Raw genomic sequence first — 14,913 nt, 5'->3', positions numbered from 1 at the left:
CGGCCGACGTCGAACGACGACTTTGATTGGTAGGGTGGACGACGGCTTCATCGAAGCCGGCATCAATGTTGGCTCCGGGTATCGAAGGTGTCAAGACTTTGGCCGATAGGGTTCGTACAGCCGTGCCAGACCCTTCTGCCACCAGAACTTCGACCGGGCGCGCTGGTCTCGGCGTGCGGCACGATTCAAGGCGTGCAGGAATTCGGCTGCGGACTGGTAGCGGGAGTTCTTGTCGGCTTGGATCGCGAGTCGGAGCACCCCGGCCAGTCCTGATCCGACATCGGGTTGCTCGGTCTCGAGGTCGGGGAGTCGATTCATCGTCTGCTTGGCCAGCACTACTTCGGGGCGGTTGCCGGAAAAGGGAGGGTAACCGAGCAGGGCGTAGTACCCGACCGCCGCGAGGCTGTACAGGTCCGACCGGTGATCGATCCCGTCGCCGAGCAACTGTTCGGGGCTGGCGAACTGAGGCGTTCCGCTTCGGCTCGACGCACCGCCGAACCGGCCTTGCCCGAGCAACGCGACGGCCAATCCGAAGTCGGTGATCCGCAGTCGTCCGGCGCGATCGATCAGCAGATTCTCGGGCTTGATATCACGATGGACGAGTCCGCTGCTGTGTGCGTGGGCCAGTGCGCCGAGCGCTTCTCGGAGCAGGCCTACGACCCGCTCCGCGTCGAGCGGCCCTTCGCGTTCCACCAGCTGCGCCAGGTTGGGGCCATCGATCAGCTCCATGGTATACCAGAGCAGTCCCGACCGGCCGCCGATTTCATAGATATTGACGATGTTGGGATGATTGACGCGGGCTGCCAGCTGCGCTTCCTGGCGGAAGCGCTCGAGGCCAGCAGGATCCTGGGTCAGCGTCGGATGCAGCAGCTTGAGCGCAACGACCCGCTCCAGATGCAGGTCGCGAACCCGGTAGACGCGCCCGAACCCGCCCGACCCGATTTCGCCCAGCAGTTCGTAGTCGTCGCCAAAGGCGCGACGGATCCGCTTTTCCCACTCACGCGGCGCCTCGCTCACGGACTGCGGGGTCGCGTCCAGGGTCGAGGCGGTGGTATATGCGCCGGCCTCCGAGGCGAAGTCCTCGAGCATTTCCGACACGCTCATAAACCGCGCATTGGGCTGTGGCTGCATGGCACGGATCAGGATGCGGTCGAGCAGTTGCGGGCTGGCATGCCGAATCTGCGAAGGCGGTTCGATCCTGGTCGGATCGGCATCGGGCTCGACGCCGGTCAGGGCGTAGTAGATGACAGCGCCAGCTGCGTATACGTCGGCCATGACGTCGCCCATCGACCCGTCCCGTACCTCGGGTGCCATGAAATGGGGCGACGACGGTCCCTCCGTCGGCGGGATGAAGGGCAAGACATAGCTGCAGAACCGCACGTCGGTGATGGTACCCCGCCCGGTGGCGCTGACCAGCAGCGAACTCGGCACGACGCGCCGAAGGATGATCCCGTTGGCGTGGGCATGCTCCATGCCGCGCAGGAGGTCGCGGGCCAGTACGTGCACTTGGGGAATCGGTCGCGGCCCCCGGGTCACCGCAATCTGGAGCGATTCTGCTTCGATCCAGTTGCCGATCCGGAATGCCATGTCGTCGACCACGCCAACATCATAGGCGTGACGGATCGCTGGATGATCGAGCTGGCCGAGCGCCTCCGCTTCCCGGAGAAACCAGACCCGCAGCTGGTCATTGCCCGAAAAGTTGACCCGAATGCTGACGCGGCGGTTGAGCAGGGTATCCCGGCCGACGAACAGCACCCGCTCGAGCGAGGCCGCAACCAGTCGCTCCAACCGGTAGCGCGAGCCCAGCCGCCGTTCGGTTGCTGCGAAGAGTGAGGCCGGGTCGAGGTTGGTCACTCGTCGCGGGTGGTGACGACGGCGTGGCCGCCGTATTTCTTCGCCTTGTACAACGCGGCGTCGGCGGCGGCCATCACCGCGGCCGGTGTCAGACCGTCGCGCGGTGCCTCGGCGATCCCGATCGACAATGAGCCAATGCCGAACTCGGGATACTCGGTCACCATTTCGCCGAAGGCGGCGATGACGCGGTCGACGAACCCCTGGGCTTCGGACGGATTGGTCATCGGGAGGATGACGAGAAACTCGTCGCCACCCAAACGTCCCACCACGTCCAGGGTTCTGATATGGCGGCGGAGCAGCTGACTGATCAGCACGAGGTACCGATCGCCCGCGGCGTGCCCCAGGGTGTCGTTGATGACCTTGAACCGATCCAGGTCGATCATAGCGATGGTGGTGCGGATCTGGTGACGCACGCTGCGTGAGATCTCGGCCTCGAGCCGCTCAGCCAGAGCGCGGCGGTTGAACAGGCCGGTCAGCTGATCGGTCGTCGCCGCGTTCTGGAGCCGTTCCACGAGCTCGGCGTTCTTGAGTGCAATCGCGCCGGCAAACGCCAGTGTCGCTGCGAGGTCGCGCTCGGCTTTGCCGTACGCCAGCCCGTTGAGCCGAGGGCCCAGCAGCAGCACGGCAACTCGCTCGCCACCGGCGTCCAGCGGAATCAGCATCTCGGTGCCGGCGGGGATCAGCTGGGCCAGCCCCACCTCGCGAGGATCGGCAATGCCGGACCCGAGCGGTACCGCCAGTTCGAGTTCTTCCCGACCGATGCTTTCAGGCACCCGATCCCGATCGAGCGATCGGATCGACATCGGCACGAACGCGGCCCCGCTTGGTCGGTAGAGGCATGCCCACCAGGCAAAGAAGACCTCGGCCATGAAGTCGAGGACCAGGGTTTCACTTTCACCGGTGGAATGGGCAGAGGAAAGCAACCGGGCCACCTGGCGGAGGGCGCGCAGCTGGAACACCGCATCGTCGAGGGCCAGCTGGCGGTCGACCAGCACGCTTCGGAGGTCGAGGACGACCGAAAGGCCGAAACCGACCTGGTAGGCCAGCGGGCGCAGCTGTTCCACCAGCCCGTTTTCCGTCGAGATCGCGATGGCGGTGTCCCCAGCAGCATAGTGCGCCACTTGAACCCGCTCGGCCTCCGGGCCGGCCGGGCCAAACCACCGGGTTTCGCTCGCGGTAGTAACCGAAAGCCAGATCCGGTCAGATGCCAACCGCTCCGCGAGGATCCGCCGGCATCGCTCCAGCAATTCCCCGTCCGACCTGGCCTGGCGGCAGGCGATCGAGAAGGCGCTGGGAAGCTCGGAAATCGCGGAGATGGATCCGTCCATAGCTCGAATAATAGGGGCGTGCCCGTGGCGGCGAAATATGGTGCAAATGCCTGCCGGGCTTAACCTTCCGACCCGGTTGCCGATACTTGGACGTATTCTGGTTTGGCAGGCTTTGTGCCAAGGAGCTCGGGATGTTCGTTGTGAAACTGCTGGCCACCGGAGCCGCAGCCTTTGGAGGCGCGGTTCTGGTGGGCGTGATTGCGATGTCGGGGCGTGAGCTCCGTCGGGCCGGGGATGACCTGGTAGTGATCCGGCGCGCGGTCGACAGCATGCGCGTTGCCCTGGGCGGGACCATGCCGGCGCGCGGCTTCGTTGCCGGCCGACCTGGAGCGGTCACACCGGACATCCCGGCTGCAATGGCACCGTCGCTCGACCCGTCCGCATTCGTCGACCCGCTCGCGAGCGTGGTCGGGTATGTCCAGCTGGGCAAGGATGTCTTCGTTGCTCCGCTGGCATCGGTCCGTGGCGATGCCGCCGGTCAGCCGATTGCCGTCGGGGAGGGTAGCAACATCCAGGACGGTGCGGTCGTTCAGGCGCTCGAGACTGTGGATGAGGGCAAGCCGATTCCCGGGCGAACCTTCAAGGTCGGAACCCGGGAATACTCCGTCTACATCGGCAAGCGAGTCTCGCTTGCCCCGCAGGCGCTGGTCCACGGCCCGGCCCAACTCGATGACAACGTCTATGTGGGCATGCAGGCACTGGTATTCCAGTCCCGGATCAGCGCTGGGGTCGTGATCGAGCCCGGGGCCCGGGTCATCGGCGTCACCATTCCGCCCAACCGGTATGTTCCCGCCGGCCAAACGGTTTCCGAGCAGAACGCGGCCGACCGTTTGCCGGCCATCACCGACACCTATCGCTTCAAGGGGATGGGCGAGGCGGCCGTCCGGGTCAACACCGGGCTGGCCCGTGGCTATCTCAGGGCGCTGCGTGAGGCTGAGGCTGTCCGAGCGAAGCCGCCGACCGTCGAAGGCGTCGTGGCGGCGAACGACGGGCCACCTGCCGCTGCCGCGTCACACTGAGGTCTAGCCCGCCCTGAGGCGCTGCCTCAACTCGTCGGCCGAGTTGCGGAACGCCTCCATCATGACCGGGTGGTTCCAGGTCTGGTGCCGCTCCAGCGTGTCGCCCAGAATGCCGAGCCACCAGAGGGTTTCGGCGGACTTGGGGCTGCCGATGTTGTCTTGCCCGACCGTCTCGTGATACTCGATGCCCAGACGCCGGATGGAGACCAGCGCGGCGCCGATCCGATGCAGTTCCTCCGCTACGCAGATATCGACCGCCAGGGGTGTGGCCTCGGCAATCTGCGCGAGGTACTCGAGACGGCAGGTCTTCCAGGTCCGTTCCCGCCCGAGGACATCGAATCGGGGCTCGGTTGAGGCCGCCACCATCGCGGCCACGGGCGCACCGAATTTCCGGTCGATTTCCTGGGCCAGCGAGGGTGTTCTGGTGATGGGCACCGCGTCAGCAAGGTGCTTCAGAATCCCGGCGACGATGGTGGACTCGTCGGCGCCGAAACGCGCCAGGATGACGGCAACGCTCGAGGCGCGAATCAGGCAGGACTGCCCGTCGTAGCGGGAGATGCGTTCGGGATGGTGTTTGGCCGCGAAGGCGAGCGCGTGATGAATTCGGTCGGAGTACACGGGCTATCGGAGTCCGGTCAGCTTGTGAGTCTGCAGGGACAATCGCCACGCGGGGTGCGCCAGACAATAGGCAATCGCGGCTTGGGTGTTGGCCTCTCGATCCGGTCCGTCCATCGGCTGCAGAAAGAAGTGCCGGAATGCCAGGTCGGCAAACCGCTCGGGCCGAGCGGTTTCCTGTGGATAGACGAGCTTGAGCTCGTCGCCGCGAGTCACGGCCAGTGTGCTCGCTGCCTTGGGGCTGACACAGACCCAGTCGACGCCTGGCGGCACGGGCAGGGTTCCGTTGGTTTCGATGGCAGTTTCGAATCCCAGCGCGTGAACTGCCTCGATCAACGGCGGATCGAGCTGCAGCAGGGGTTCCCCCCCGGTAAACACGACATAGGGCCGGCTCGACGGCCCGCCACCTTCCGGCCACATGGCGCCAATGGCCGCCGCCAGCGCAGCCGGGGTCCCGAACCTCCCGCCACCCGGACCATCGGTTCCAACGAAGTCGGTGTCACAGAACTGGCAAACGGCCGAGCCGCGGTCGTGCTCACGCCCGGTCCACAGGTTACACCCGGCAAAGCGGCAGAATACGGCGGCCCGGCCGGTCTGGGCACCCTCGCCCTGCAAGGTGAAATAGATCTCTTTGACGGCGTATGACACGGTCTCAACTCGTCAGGTACGGTGCCGGGTCGGTCAGCCCCAGCTCGGCAAACCCACGCAGGCGGATGCTGCAGGCGTCGCAGCGACCACACGAGAGGCCTTCGTCAGTCAACTGATAGCAACTGCGGGTCAGGCCGAAGTCGACACCGAGATCGAGGCCACGCTGGATGATCTGGGCTTTCGAGAGCCAGATCAGCGGGGTATGGATGGTCACGCGGTTGCCGTCGATCGCGGCCTTGGTGGCCAGGTTGGCCATGGTCTGGAACGCGGCGATGTACTCCGGTCGGCAGTCAGGATACCCGCTATAGTCGACCGCGTTGACGCCGATTACGATGTCGCGGGCTTCCAGCACTTCGGCCCAGGCAAGCGCATACGAAAGAAAGATGGTATTGCGAGCCGGCACGTAGGTGATCGGGATGCCCGCGGTCGCGGCGTCGGCCGTGCGGTCGACCGGCACCGGGATGTCGGCGGTCAGGGCCGAGCCGCCGAAGACCCGGAGGTCGATGTCGACCACGATGTGGCGAGCCACCCCGAGGTGCGCAGCAACCGCTTGGGCTGCTCGGATCTCGGCCACATGGCGCTGGCCATATCGGAAGCTCAACGCGTAGGGAGTGAGCCCGAGCGCCTTGGCCGTTGCCAGAGCGCTGGCGGAATCGAGGCCTCCGCTGAGCAGGATGACGGCCGCTGCACTCATGCGTGCCGGTGGCGACCCAGCAGGTGCCGCAGCGCCGGTTCGAGTTCCCGGTGCCTGAAGCTGAAGTCACTCGCCAGCAAGCGTGTCGGTGCCATCCGCGTGCTGGCCAGGATCCCGGCATCGGCCAACTCGCCAAAGACGAGCCGGAGGGCGGTCTTTGGAACCGGAAAGAATGTCGGCCGCCGCAGCACGCGGCCCAGCGTTCTGGTGAAATCGCGGTTGGTCACCGGTTCGGGCGATCCGAAGTTGAACGCGCCCTGCAGCGGATTGAAGAGCAGGTGGCCGAGCCCGGTGATGCAATCGTCGATCGAGATCCAACTCATCCATTGCGACCCGTTTCCGAGCGGGCCGCCGATTCCAAGCCGGAACGGGGGCAGCATCCGCTGAAGCAGACCTCCGGCCGGTGACAGGATCAGACCGAAGCGGGCCTGAGCAACCCGGACCCCGGCGTGCGCGGCCGGTGCCGTTGCAGCCTCCCACTGGCCCGCAAGCTCCGGGAGGAACCCTTGCCCCGGTGCTGCCTCGTCATCGAGCATCTCGTTGCCGCGGTCGCCGTAGATCCCCATGGCCGAAGCCGAGATCAGGACCTTGGGCCCGTTGGGCGCGCGGGCAATCGCATCAGCGATCGTCCCGGTGCCGGCGACACGGCTGTCGCGGATCCGCCGCTTCTGCTCTGCGGTCCAGCGCCCGCTGACGATCGCCTCCCCCGCCAGGTGGACCACGGCGTCGACGCCCTCGAGGTCAGCCGGGTTCATGCCCCGCTTCGGATCCCAGGCAATCTCCCCGGGGCCGGGAGCACGCCGCACCATCGGCCTGACTCGGTGCCCACCGGTGGTGAGCAGCGCACTCAGCGCGGCGCCGACCAATCCGGATGCGCCGGTAATTGCCACCGTTTGCCGGGGCAGGGATGCGTAGCGGGCGTGCCAGGCGAGGTCGGCGGCCATCACGTCGTGCCGGTAGCGAAGCAGCCGCCGAATCCGTTGCCGGATCGCCGGCTCGGCCAGGCTGCCCAGTGGCCCGGCAGGAGCCTCGAAGTCGATCGTGTCGGAAACCGCGGTGCGATTCGGATCGAGGGCATCGAAGCGATGGGTATGCCGCCAGCGGTCGAACGGCCCCCGCTCCTGGATGTCGACAAAGCCGGCGCCCGGGCTGACCGACTCGTAGCGGGCAATCCACCGCAGCGCCACCGGCCCGACCTTGATCCGCAGGGCGACGGTCCGCCCCGCCTCGAGGGGCCCGGGATCGGAGGTGACCTCCACGGGCTGCCAGGGCGGGGTCAGGCGCTCGAGCGCACCGGGCCGTTCGTGCCAGGCGAAGATCGCGTCAGCCGGCGAGAGGATCTCGGTCACTCGGTCGATCTGCATACCCAAAGATAGCGCTGCCTCTCGCCAGGGCGGGTCGACGTCCCTAAATTGTTCCGCCGTCGCACGTCTTGTCCTTGCAGGAGGTTTCGATCAGCACCTCGTCGTGGTCCGTCAAGGACGCAGAGAAGCTCTACAACATGATGGGTTGGGGGCAGGGGTTCTTCCGCATCAATGCGGAGGGTCATGTCACGGTCCATCCCGATCCGAGCAATGGTGTCGCGCTCGATCTCTACCGCCTCGCTCTCGACCTCAACGCGCAGGGCGTTCCGCTTCCGCTCCTGATTCGTTTCTCGGATATCCTGCAGTCTCGGATCGAGTTGCTGGCCAAGGAGTTTGCGCGGGCCATCGACGAGTTCGGGTACGAGGCGAAATACACCACGGTATATCCGATCAAGGTCAATCAGCAGCGCCATGTCATCGAGGAGATCCTCGAAGCCGGCGCGCCGTTCGGGCTGGGCCTCGAGTGCGGCAGCAAGCCCGAACTCCAGGCGGTGCTCGGTACCACGGACCGAACCGACCACCTGATTGTCTGCAATGGCTACAAGGACGAGGAGTTTCTGCGCTTTGCCCTGATGGCGCAGAAGCTCGGACACACCGTCTTCATCGTGTTGGAGCAGTCCTCGGAACTCGACTTGGTACTTCAGGTAGCCGAGGAGCTCGGGGTCGTCCCCATCATTGGGGTCCGTATCAAGCTGGCAACCGAAGGCGCGGGGCGCTGGGCCAAGAGCGGCGGTGAGAAGTCAAAGTTCGGCTTGAGTGCTCCGCAACTCTTGCGACTGCTCGAGAAGCTCGACCGGATGGGGCGGAAAGACATCCTCAAGCTGCTGCATTTTCATCTGGGCAGCCAGATCACGGACATTCGTTACATCAAGGCAGCACTCGAAGAGATCGGGCGATTCTACGTCGAGATTCGAGAAATGGGCTTTGACCTGACCCATGTCGACGTGGGTGGAGGGCTCGGCGTCGACTACGAGGGGTCCAAGACCACCCGACCCGCCAGCATGAACTACACGACGCGGGAATACGCCAACGACATCGTGTACGGGCTTGGCACGATCTGCCGGGAGCAGGGCATTCCGATGCCGAATCTGATCTCGGAGTCAGGTCGAGCGTTGACGGCGCATCACTCCCTGTTGCTCGTCAATGTCACGGATGTCGAGGCGCAGACCGACCCGAAGGTCCCGCCGTTGCGGCCCGACGATCACCGCGTCCTGGTCGAGTTGCACGAGAATCTCGAGTCGCTTTCGCTGGACCGGGTCGAGGAAGCGTTCCACGATGCGATTGCTGCCAAGGAACGGGTCCAGGAACTGTTTGCCAGCGACGCGATCACGTTGCGCGAGCTTGCCAACATCGAGGAACTCTACCTCTGCACCATCAACGCGATCGCGAAGCTGATTGCGCGCGAGGATCGCTCCGCGTATACGGAAATCCTCAACCACATCGAAACGGCGCTGGTTGACCGCTACTTCTGCAATTTCTCGCTGTTTCAGTCGTTGCCGGACCACTGGGCCATCGATCAGCTCTTCCCGATCATGCCGATTCATCGGCTCGATGAGCAGCCGATTCGACGCGGGACCATCCAGGACATCACCTGCGATTCCGACGGCGTGATCGATCGTTTTGCCGGCGGTCGCAAGGGCAAGCCAAGTCTCGAGCTGCACCCGCATCGGCCGGGCGAACCGTACATCCTCGGCATCTTCCTGGCGGGCGCCTACCAGGAGATTCTGGGCGATCTGCACAACCTGTTTGGCGACACCAACGCCGTTCACGTTCGGGCCACCCCGACCGGATACGAGATTACCGATCTGGTGCATGGCGATACCGTGACCGAAGTGCTCAACTATGTGCAGTTCAAGGCGTCAGACCTGCTGGCCAATTTCCGTCGCAAGGTGGCCCGGGCTGAGGGCTTGAGCCGCAACGAGGCGAATGCCTTCATCGCGGACTATGTCGCCGGGCTCGAAGGCTACACCTATCTCGAGGGCGACATTCCGGTTGGCGAACCGGTCGATCGGGACGACGCAGCCAACGGCTGACGGTTCGCAGGGGGGAACGCGAAAGAGGGCGGGCCTCGATCCGGGCCCGCCCTCTTCGTCATAGATGCGGAGCGATCGGGTTACTTGCGGGCCGCGAGCGGAACGAAGTCCCGCGCATCGTGTCCGGTGTAGATCTGGCGCGGCCGCGCGATCTTCTGATCCTTGTCGACCAGCATCTCCTCCCACTGCGCCAGCCAACCGGGCAGCCGCCCCACCGCAAAGAGCACGGTGAAGTAATCGACCGGATATCCCATGGCCTGGTAGATCAGGCCCGAATAGAAGTCGACGTTCGGGTACAGCTTCCGCTTGATGAAGTACTCGTCCTCGAGCGCAATGCGCTCGAGTTCGAGAGCAATCTCGAGCTTCGGATTCATTCCGGTCTCGGCAAAGACCTCGTATGCCGTCTTCTTGATCAGCGTGGCACGCGGATCATAGGACTTGTAGACGCGGTGCCCAAAGCCCATCAGACGGCCCTCGCCCGCCTTCACTTTGGCGATGAAGGCCGGAATGTTCTTCTTGTCGGCGATCTCGTCGAGCATTGCCAAGACCGCTTCATTGGCGCCCCCGTGCAGCGGGCCGTACAGCGCAGCCACCCCGGCTGACACGGCGGAGAAAGGGTCGACCTGCGAGGAGCCAACGGCCCGCACCGCGCTGGTCGAGCAGTTCTGCTCGTGGTCGGCGTGCAGGATGAGCAGGATCTCGAGGGCGCGCTGCAGCACCTTGTTCGGCTGATGCTGCCCGCCGATCGAAAACATCATGTTGACGTAGTTGCCGATGTAGTCGAGATCGTTGCGCGGGAACTCGTACGGCAGGCCCCGCAGATGGCGGAAAATGAATGCCGCAATCGTCGGGAACTTGGCCAGCAACCGGACCCGCTGAATGTAGCGATTGGCCGGATCGTTGATGTGCTTCGCTTCGGGGTAGAAGGTCGAGAGCGCGGCGACCGCGCTGACCAGCATGCCCATCGGGTGAGCGTCGTACCGGAAGCCCTCGAGGAACTTGGTGACGTTGGTGTGAACGTAGGTATGGTACCGAATCTCGTTGGTCCAGCTCGCCAGCTGATCCTCAGTCGGCAGCTCGCCCTCGGCCAGCAGGTAGGCAACTTCGAGGAAGCTGGCATGCTCAGCAAGCTGCTCGATCGGGTATCCGCGGTAGCGGAGGATGCCTTTGTCGCCGTCGATGAAGGTGACCGCGCTGCGGCAGGCGGCCGTGTTCATGAAGGCGGGGTCATAGGTCATCAGGCCGAAGTCGTCGTCGCCCGTCTTGATGTTGCGGAGATCGACGGCCCGGATGGTGCCTTCGGCAATAGGGACCTCGTAGGTCTTTCCGGTCCGATTGTCGGTGATGGAGAGAGTATCCTTGGCCACCGCAAACCTTCTTTCAGCTGATTGGAACGGCATCTGCGCACGCCAGCGCGCACGGTCGAGTTGTGCTGCGCGAAACATAGCAGAGGAAGGAAGACCAGGCCTCCCGCTGCTCGGAATTTCGACCCCTTTTTCGCTCTGAGCGAAGATACGCAACCCGATTATCTTCCGCCGTGCCTTCGATCATACCGCCCCTCGATTCAGCCGCCCGCGCCGATGGTTTGCGGATCGCCCTCTTTCCGCCCGCGTTGCCGCGTCCTGGCGAAGCGACCCTGGCAGGGCTGCTCGACGAGGAACTTCAGCGATCGTCCCCCGACTTCGGACGGCTTGCGGCACGGTGGGGGCAGATCTCGAACGCTTGCGAGTGTCCCGTGGTGGCGCGCGCCGTTCGCTGGCTGGGAGAGCACGGTATGCCCGCACCCGACGACGCATTCGGTCCGGGGCTCGGTGCTGCAGTCGTAACGGTCGGGATGGCTACCAGGCTGGCCCACCAGCCCCGGAATCTGTATTCGGGAGTGTACTACGCGGCGCGTTTGCTCGATCCGAGTGCCCTGGGTTGGTTTGCAGCGCTCGTAGCCGCGGCCACCGCACGATGCTTCCTGCAGGGGCGTCGTGACTTCGTAGCGGATGTGCTCGACGTCTTGCTCTCCAACGACGCTCCAGCCGAACTGGTGACCCAACTGCGTCAGGTGCCGGTCTGGTCCCGTCCGTCGATCGGCGAGCCGATCCACGACCTGGTCAGGGAATTGGATCAGGTTCTGCGTACCTTGTACCACCAGGGCGTCCCGGAGCGGGCGCGCCAGGAGATTGACCGCCAGGCCCCATCCGCGCGCCGGCTGGGGCGGGCGCTGCTCGCGGCCCGCGACGGCTGGTCGGCCGAGACGGCGCGGGCCGAACGTTAGGCGGCGGGCAGCGACACCGTGCAGGTGGTCTCGAAGCCGCCCCGTACGTTGTAGAGGGTCCGAACGGAAAGACGCTTGGGGGCAAGCACCCGGAAGAGATCCTCGGCAATCCGCGCCGTGGCATGTTCCTGGAAGATTCCGACGTTACGATAGCTGGTAATGTAATACTTGAGGCTCTTGAGCTCGATGCAGCTCGTGCCTGGCGTGTAGCTGATCGTCAACGTGGCGTAGTCCGGCAGCCCGCTGTAGGGGCAGACCGCGCTGAACTCGTCCGTCTCCGTCACGATGTCCTGATCCGGTCCGTCATACGCAAAAGTTTCAAGCACCGCGACATCGATGTGCTCTGGGCCGACGAACGGGATGGTCCTGCCTTCAGCTGTCGCCATGGTCACTTCCTCCGGTCGGGGCGCAATCTAGTCGGGCCTCCGGCCAGCCGCTCGCCGCAAGCGATTCGCGCGAGCGGCTCTGGTCCTCAGGGCTTTTTCCGGCCCTCCCACCCTGCGATGCCCTCCTCGAGCCAGACGTACTCCTGCTTCATCACGTCCTGGGCTAGCCGGTAGGCACGGTCGTCGTCGTTACCGAAGATTTCTTCGAACCGAACGGTAATACGCCAGCTCGTCTGCCGGCAGAACAGATCGGCGAGCTCGATCGGCCCGCGGTTGCTCGGATCTTGTTTGGCGAGCAGCTGGGCCTTGGAGACTACGGCGCTCATGGCAAAGAGGTCCGCTCCAATCTCGACCATGCGGAACAGCACAGATTGCTTCTTCTCGAGCCGCGGTCCGAAGCGGATCATCGCGTGGAACAGGTTGCGGGCCAGGCGACGGGAGGCACGGTTGACGAACCGCAGGTGCTTGGCCAGCGGCCCGAACTCGGCATAGCGAGGCGGCAGGGCCCATCCGAGGTACTGCTTGGGATACCACCAGGCATAGAAGAGGCCTGCTTTGAGGAGTGCGCCGAGTTTGTCGCCGAACGACGAGCGCGGGTCGATCAGCTTCCCGGCGACCTTGAGATGGGTGTCGACGGCCTCGCGGGCAATGAAGAGCCGCATGATCTCGGAGCTGCCCTCGAAGATCAGGTTGATGCGCCAGTCGCGCAGCGCCCGTTCGACCGGGTCGGGCCGCTCTCCCCGTGATTTGAGGGAGGCTGCCGTCTCATAGCCGCGCCCGCCCTTGATCTGCAGCGTATCATCGACGATCCGCCAGCCGACCTCGGAGTTCCACATCTTGGCAATCGCGGCTTCGAGCCGAATGTCGGTCTTGGGTCGATCGGCCAGCAGCGAGCACAGATCGCTGACGGCTTCGAGGGCAAACGTCTCTGCGGCCATCCGACCGACCTTCTGCGCGATGGCGTCGTGTTTCCCGATCGGCTGGCCCCATTGCACCCGCTCGGATGCCCAGCGGCGCGCGATCTCGAGCATCCGTTTGGCACCGGTCACGCACGATGCCGGCAGGGTCAAGCGCCCGGTATTGAGCGTGATGAGGGCAAGCTTGAGTCCCTTGCCTTCGCCCCAGAGCACGTTCTCGACCGGAACCTTGACGTCGTGAAACCGGAGGATGCCGTTCTCCAGGGCCCGCAATCCCATGAAGTGCAGACGCTGGACCACTTCGACGCCGGGCCAATCCGCCTCGACGATGAACGCCGTGATTGCCTTGGGGCCGGTGCGGGCCATGACCACCATCACGTCGGCCACCGTGCCGTTGGTACACCAGAGCTTCTCGCCGGAGAGGATCCAGTGCTTTCCGTCCTCGCTCAAGCGCGCCGAGGTGGACAGGCCGGCCGGGTCGGACCCCGCGTCGTTCTCGGTCAAGGCAAACGCGGAGATCTGCCCGCTCGCCAGCCGCGGAAAGTATTTCTTCTGCTGCTCAGGCGTGCCGAACAACTTGAGGGGAACGGGAACGCCGATCGACTGGCTGGCGGACAGCAGTGCGGTCAGGTTCCCGCAGATGCTCGAGGTCATCGCAATGGCCCGCGTGTACATCAACTGGCTCAGCCCCTTGCCTCCGAACGCCTCGGGCACCTTGATCCCGAACGCGCCCAGCTTGCGGAGCCCCTCGACGACGTCAGGCGGGACCTGACCGTCTTCATCGATCCGGTCCGCGTCGACTTTGGTGAGCAGGAACTGCTCCAGGGCCTCCAGGAACGGTTCCGCACGGGCAACGTCCTCGGCTTTGGGCTCGGGAAAAGGATGAATCAGGTCGAGCCGGAGGTTGCCCTCGAAGAGTTCTTTGACGAAGCTGTCGTTCCACTCCGTTTCGCGGGCCGCTTCGGCGGTGTCGCGCGCGGCCTGCTCGGCCTCTCGTCCGGTGGCTGGGCGCGCGGTGGGGCGGGGCTCTGCAGTCGCGGTCATGGCGTTGGTCTCCGGTCTGCCTAACGGGATGGGATGCTGGCCCGTCGCGCCGCCAGCCATCCGGTGATGAGTTCGGTCACGTGACGTTTGCGCTCGGTCGGGAAGCCCGGCGCTTCCGTATCGATGCCGATGGCGCGGGCCAGGCTCGATCCCTGGTGGGGAAACCAGGTCAGCGCGATCAGGCTGAACAGCAGATGCGCCACCTCGCCGGGGTCGACTTCCTCGAGGCCGAGTTCCAGGGTCAGCGCCGAGATCATTTCTCGACCAGCAGCGAGACCGAGTGGAAACGCGTCCAGGGTCGTCCGTCCGCTCAGGGCCTCGCGCTGAATCAGCCGCACGAAATGCGGGCGCGCGGCCACGAAATCGACGTAGTCCGACACCGCGCCTGCCAGCAGAACCTCCGGCGGGTGGCCGCTGGCCAGGGCTCGGTCGCGGCCCTCGCGAACCGCTCGGCGAACGTCCTCGAAACACCGTTCGAGAACGGCACGATGCAGGTCGGCCTTGGAGCCGAAAAAATACCCTGGCGTCGCCCGCGACAGGCCCGCCGCCCGGCCGACATCGCTGAGGCTGGTCTCCTCGTACCCCTGGTCGGCAAAGAGCCGCTCCGCCGCGTCGAGGATCAACTCGCGCGAACGAACGGCGTTGCGTTCTCGGTCTCTGGCGAACAGCGTCAAATTGGTCATCAGTAACTTGCTAGCTGACAAGCAAGTCTATATCTGTTTACCTGGCAACGCAATAGGCGAAC

13 protein-coding genes are annotated in these 14,913 nt (G+C 64.9%); 3 read left to right on the top strand and 10 right to left on the bottom strand.

Annotation, left to right across the window (positions count from 1 at the left end):
- Nucleotides 1-90: 90 nt before the first annotated feature.
- Both KF785_03740 and KF785_03735 read right to left on the bottom strand, forming a co-directional pair.
- Nucleotides 91-1,854 (bottom strand): serine/threonine protein kinase, encoded by a 1,764-nt coding sequence (locus tag KF785_03740; GenBank protein MBX3145855.1) that lies wholly within the window; start codon nucleotides 1,852-1,854, stop codon nucleotides 91-93.
- Entirely contained in the window at nucleotides 1,851-3,182 is a 1,332-nt protein-coding gene (locus KF785_03735; protein MBX3145854.1) for a sensor domain-containing diguanylate cyclase, read from the bottom strand. Before KF785_03735 ends, KF785_03740 begins: the two co-directional genes overlap by 4 nt.
- A gap of 131 nt (nucleotides 3,183-3,313) precedes the next feature.
- On the opposite strand from KF785_03735, the gene KF785_03730 reads away from it, so the two are divergent.
- Complete coding sequence (locus KF785_03730; protein ID MBX3145853.1) at nucleotides 3,314-4,201, top strand: hypothetical protein; 888 nt, start codon at nucleotides 3,314-3,316, stop codon at nucleotides 4,199-4,201.
- Nucleotides 4,202-4,204: 3 nt separating this feature from the next.
- On the opposite strand, the gene KF785_03725 is transcribed toward KF785_03730, so the two are convergent.
- Genes KF785_03725 through KF785_03710 form a run of 4 tightly spaced genes read right to left on the bottom strand, consistent with a single transcriptional unit; the run spans nucleotide 4,205 to nucleotide 7,522 of the window.
- Nucleotides 4,205-4,819, bottom strand: coding sequence for an HD domain-containing protein (locus KF785_03725; protein ID MBX3145852.1), 615 nt, complete (start codon nucleotides 4,817-4,819; stop codon nucleotides 4,205-4,207).
- 3 nt (nucleotides 4,820-4,822) lie between these two features.
- A complete protein-coding gene (gene queE, locus KF785_03720; GenBank protein ID MBX3145851.1) occupies nucleotides 4,823-5,464 on the bottom strand; it encodes a 7-carboxy-7-deazaguanine synthase in 642 nt (213 codons plus the stop codon).
- Between the two features lie 4 nt (nucleotides 5,465-5,468).
- Nucleotides 5,469-6,158, bottom strand: coding sequence for a 7-cyano-7-deazaguanine synthase QueC (gene queC, locus KF785_03715; GenBank protein ID MBX3145850.1), 690 nt, complete (start codon nucleotides 6,156-6,158; stop codon nucleotides 5,469-5,471).
- A complete protein-coding gene (locus KF785_03710) occupies nucleotides 6,155-7,522 on the bottom strand; it encodes a TIGR01777 family oxidoreductase (protein MBX3145849.1) in 1,368 nt (455 codons plus the stop codon). The genes queC and KF785_03710 overlap by 4 nt, the downstream gene beginning before the upstream one ends.
- A gap of 74 nt (nucleotides 7,523-7,596) precedes the next feature.
- Between KF785_03710 and speA the strand changes: the two genes are divergently transcribed.
- Complete coding sequence (gene speA / locus KF785_03705; protein ID MBX3145848.1) at nucleotides 7,597-9,555, top strand: biosynthetic arginine decarboxylase; 1,959 nt, start codon at nucleotides 7,597-7,599, stop codon at nucleotides 9,553-9,555.
- A gap of 80 nt (nucleotides 9,556-9,635) precedes the next feature.
- On the opposite strand, the gene KF785_03700 is transcribed toward speA, so the two are convergent.
- Entirely contained in the window at nucleotides 9,636-10,955 is a 1,320-nt protein-coding gene (locus KF785_03700; protein ID MBX3145847.1) for a citrate synthase, read from the bottom strand.
- A 137-nt stretch (nucleotides 10,956-11,092) separates the two neighbouring features.
- Between KF785_03700 and KF785_03695 the strand changes: the two genes are divergently transcribed.
- Nucleotides 11,093-11,821, top strand: a complete 729-nt coding sequence (locus KF785_03695; protein ID MBX3145846.1) for a hypothetical protein — start codon at nucleotides 11,093-11,095, stop codon at nucleotides 11,819-11,821.
- Here KF785_03695 and queF read toward each other — a convergent pair.
- From queF to KF785_03680, 3 genes are all read right to left on the bottom strand, one after another.
- Nucleotides 11,818-12,207: a preQ(1) synthase gene (gene queF, locus KF785_03690; GenBank protein ID MBX3145845.1), complete on the bottom strand. Its 390-nt coding sequence runs from the start codon at nucleotides 12,205-12,207 to the stop codon at nucleotides 11,818-11,820. The two genes, KF785_03695 and queF, sit on opposite strands and share 4 nt — an antisense overlap.
- Before the next feature lie 86 nt (nucleotides 12,208-12,293).
- Complete coding sequence (locus KF785_03685; GenBank protein ID MBX3145844.1) at nucleotides 12,294-14,168, bottom strand: acyl-CoA dehydrogenase family protein; 1,875 nt, start codon at nucleotides 14,166-14,168, stop codon at nucleotides 12,294-12,296.
- 20 nt (nucleotides 14,169-14,188) lie between these two features.
- Nucleotides 14,189-14,851 (bottom strand): TetR/AcrR family transcriptional regulator, encoded by a 663-nt coding sequence (locus KF785_03680; protein ID MBX3145843.1) that lies wholly within the window; start codon nucleotides 14,849-14,851, stop codon nucleotides 14,189-14,191.
- Between the last annotated feature and the right edge of the window lie 62 nt (nucleotides 14,852-14,913).

Source organism: Gemmatimonadales bacterium, assembly GCA_019637315.1.
GTDB lineage: Bacteria > Gemmatimonadota > Gemmatimonadetes > Gemmatimonadales > GWC2-71-9 > SHZU01.
This window is presented reverse-complemented; position numbering and strand designations above follow the sequence as displayed.

What these genes read in the sequence shown, in the direction of transcription:
- KF785_03735 (MBX3145854.1), bottom strand. Translation starts at nt 3,182, where the DNA reads ATGGACGGATCCATCTCCGCGATTTCCGAGCTTCCCAGCGCCTTCTCG.
- KF785_03730 (MBX3145853.1), top strand. Translation starts at nt 3,314, where the DNA reads ATGTTCGTTGTGAAACTGCTGGCCACCGGAGCCGCAGCCTTTGGAGGC.
- queC (MBX3145850.1), bottom strand. Translation starts at nt 6,158, where the DNA reads ATGAGTGCAGCGGCCGTCATCCTGCTCAGCGGAGGCCTCGATTCCGCC.
- KF785_03710 (MBX3145849.1), bottom strand. Translation starts at nt 7,522, where the DNA reads ATGCAGATCGACCGAGTGACCGAGATCCTCTCGCCGGCTGACGCGATC.
- KF785_03700 (MBX3145847.1), bottom strand. Translation starts at nt 10,955, where the DNA reads ATGCCGTTCCAATCAGCTGAAAGAAGGTTTGCGGTGGCCAAGGATACT.
- queF (MBX3145845.1), bottom strand. Translation starts at nt 12,207, where the DNA reads ATGGCGACAGCTGAAGGCAGGACCATCCCGTTCGTCGGCCCAGAGCAC.
- KF785_03685 (MBX3145844.1), bottom strand. Translation starts at nt 14,168, where the DNA reads ATGACCGCGACTGCAGAGCCCCGCCCCACCGCGCGCCCAGCCACCGGA.
- KF785_03680 (MBX3145843.1), bottom strand. Translation starts at nt 14,851, where the DNA reads ATGACCAATTTGACGCTGTTCGCCAGAGACCGAGAACGCAACGCCGTT.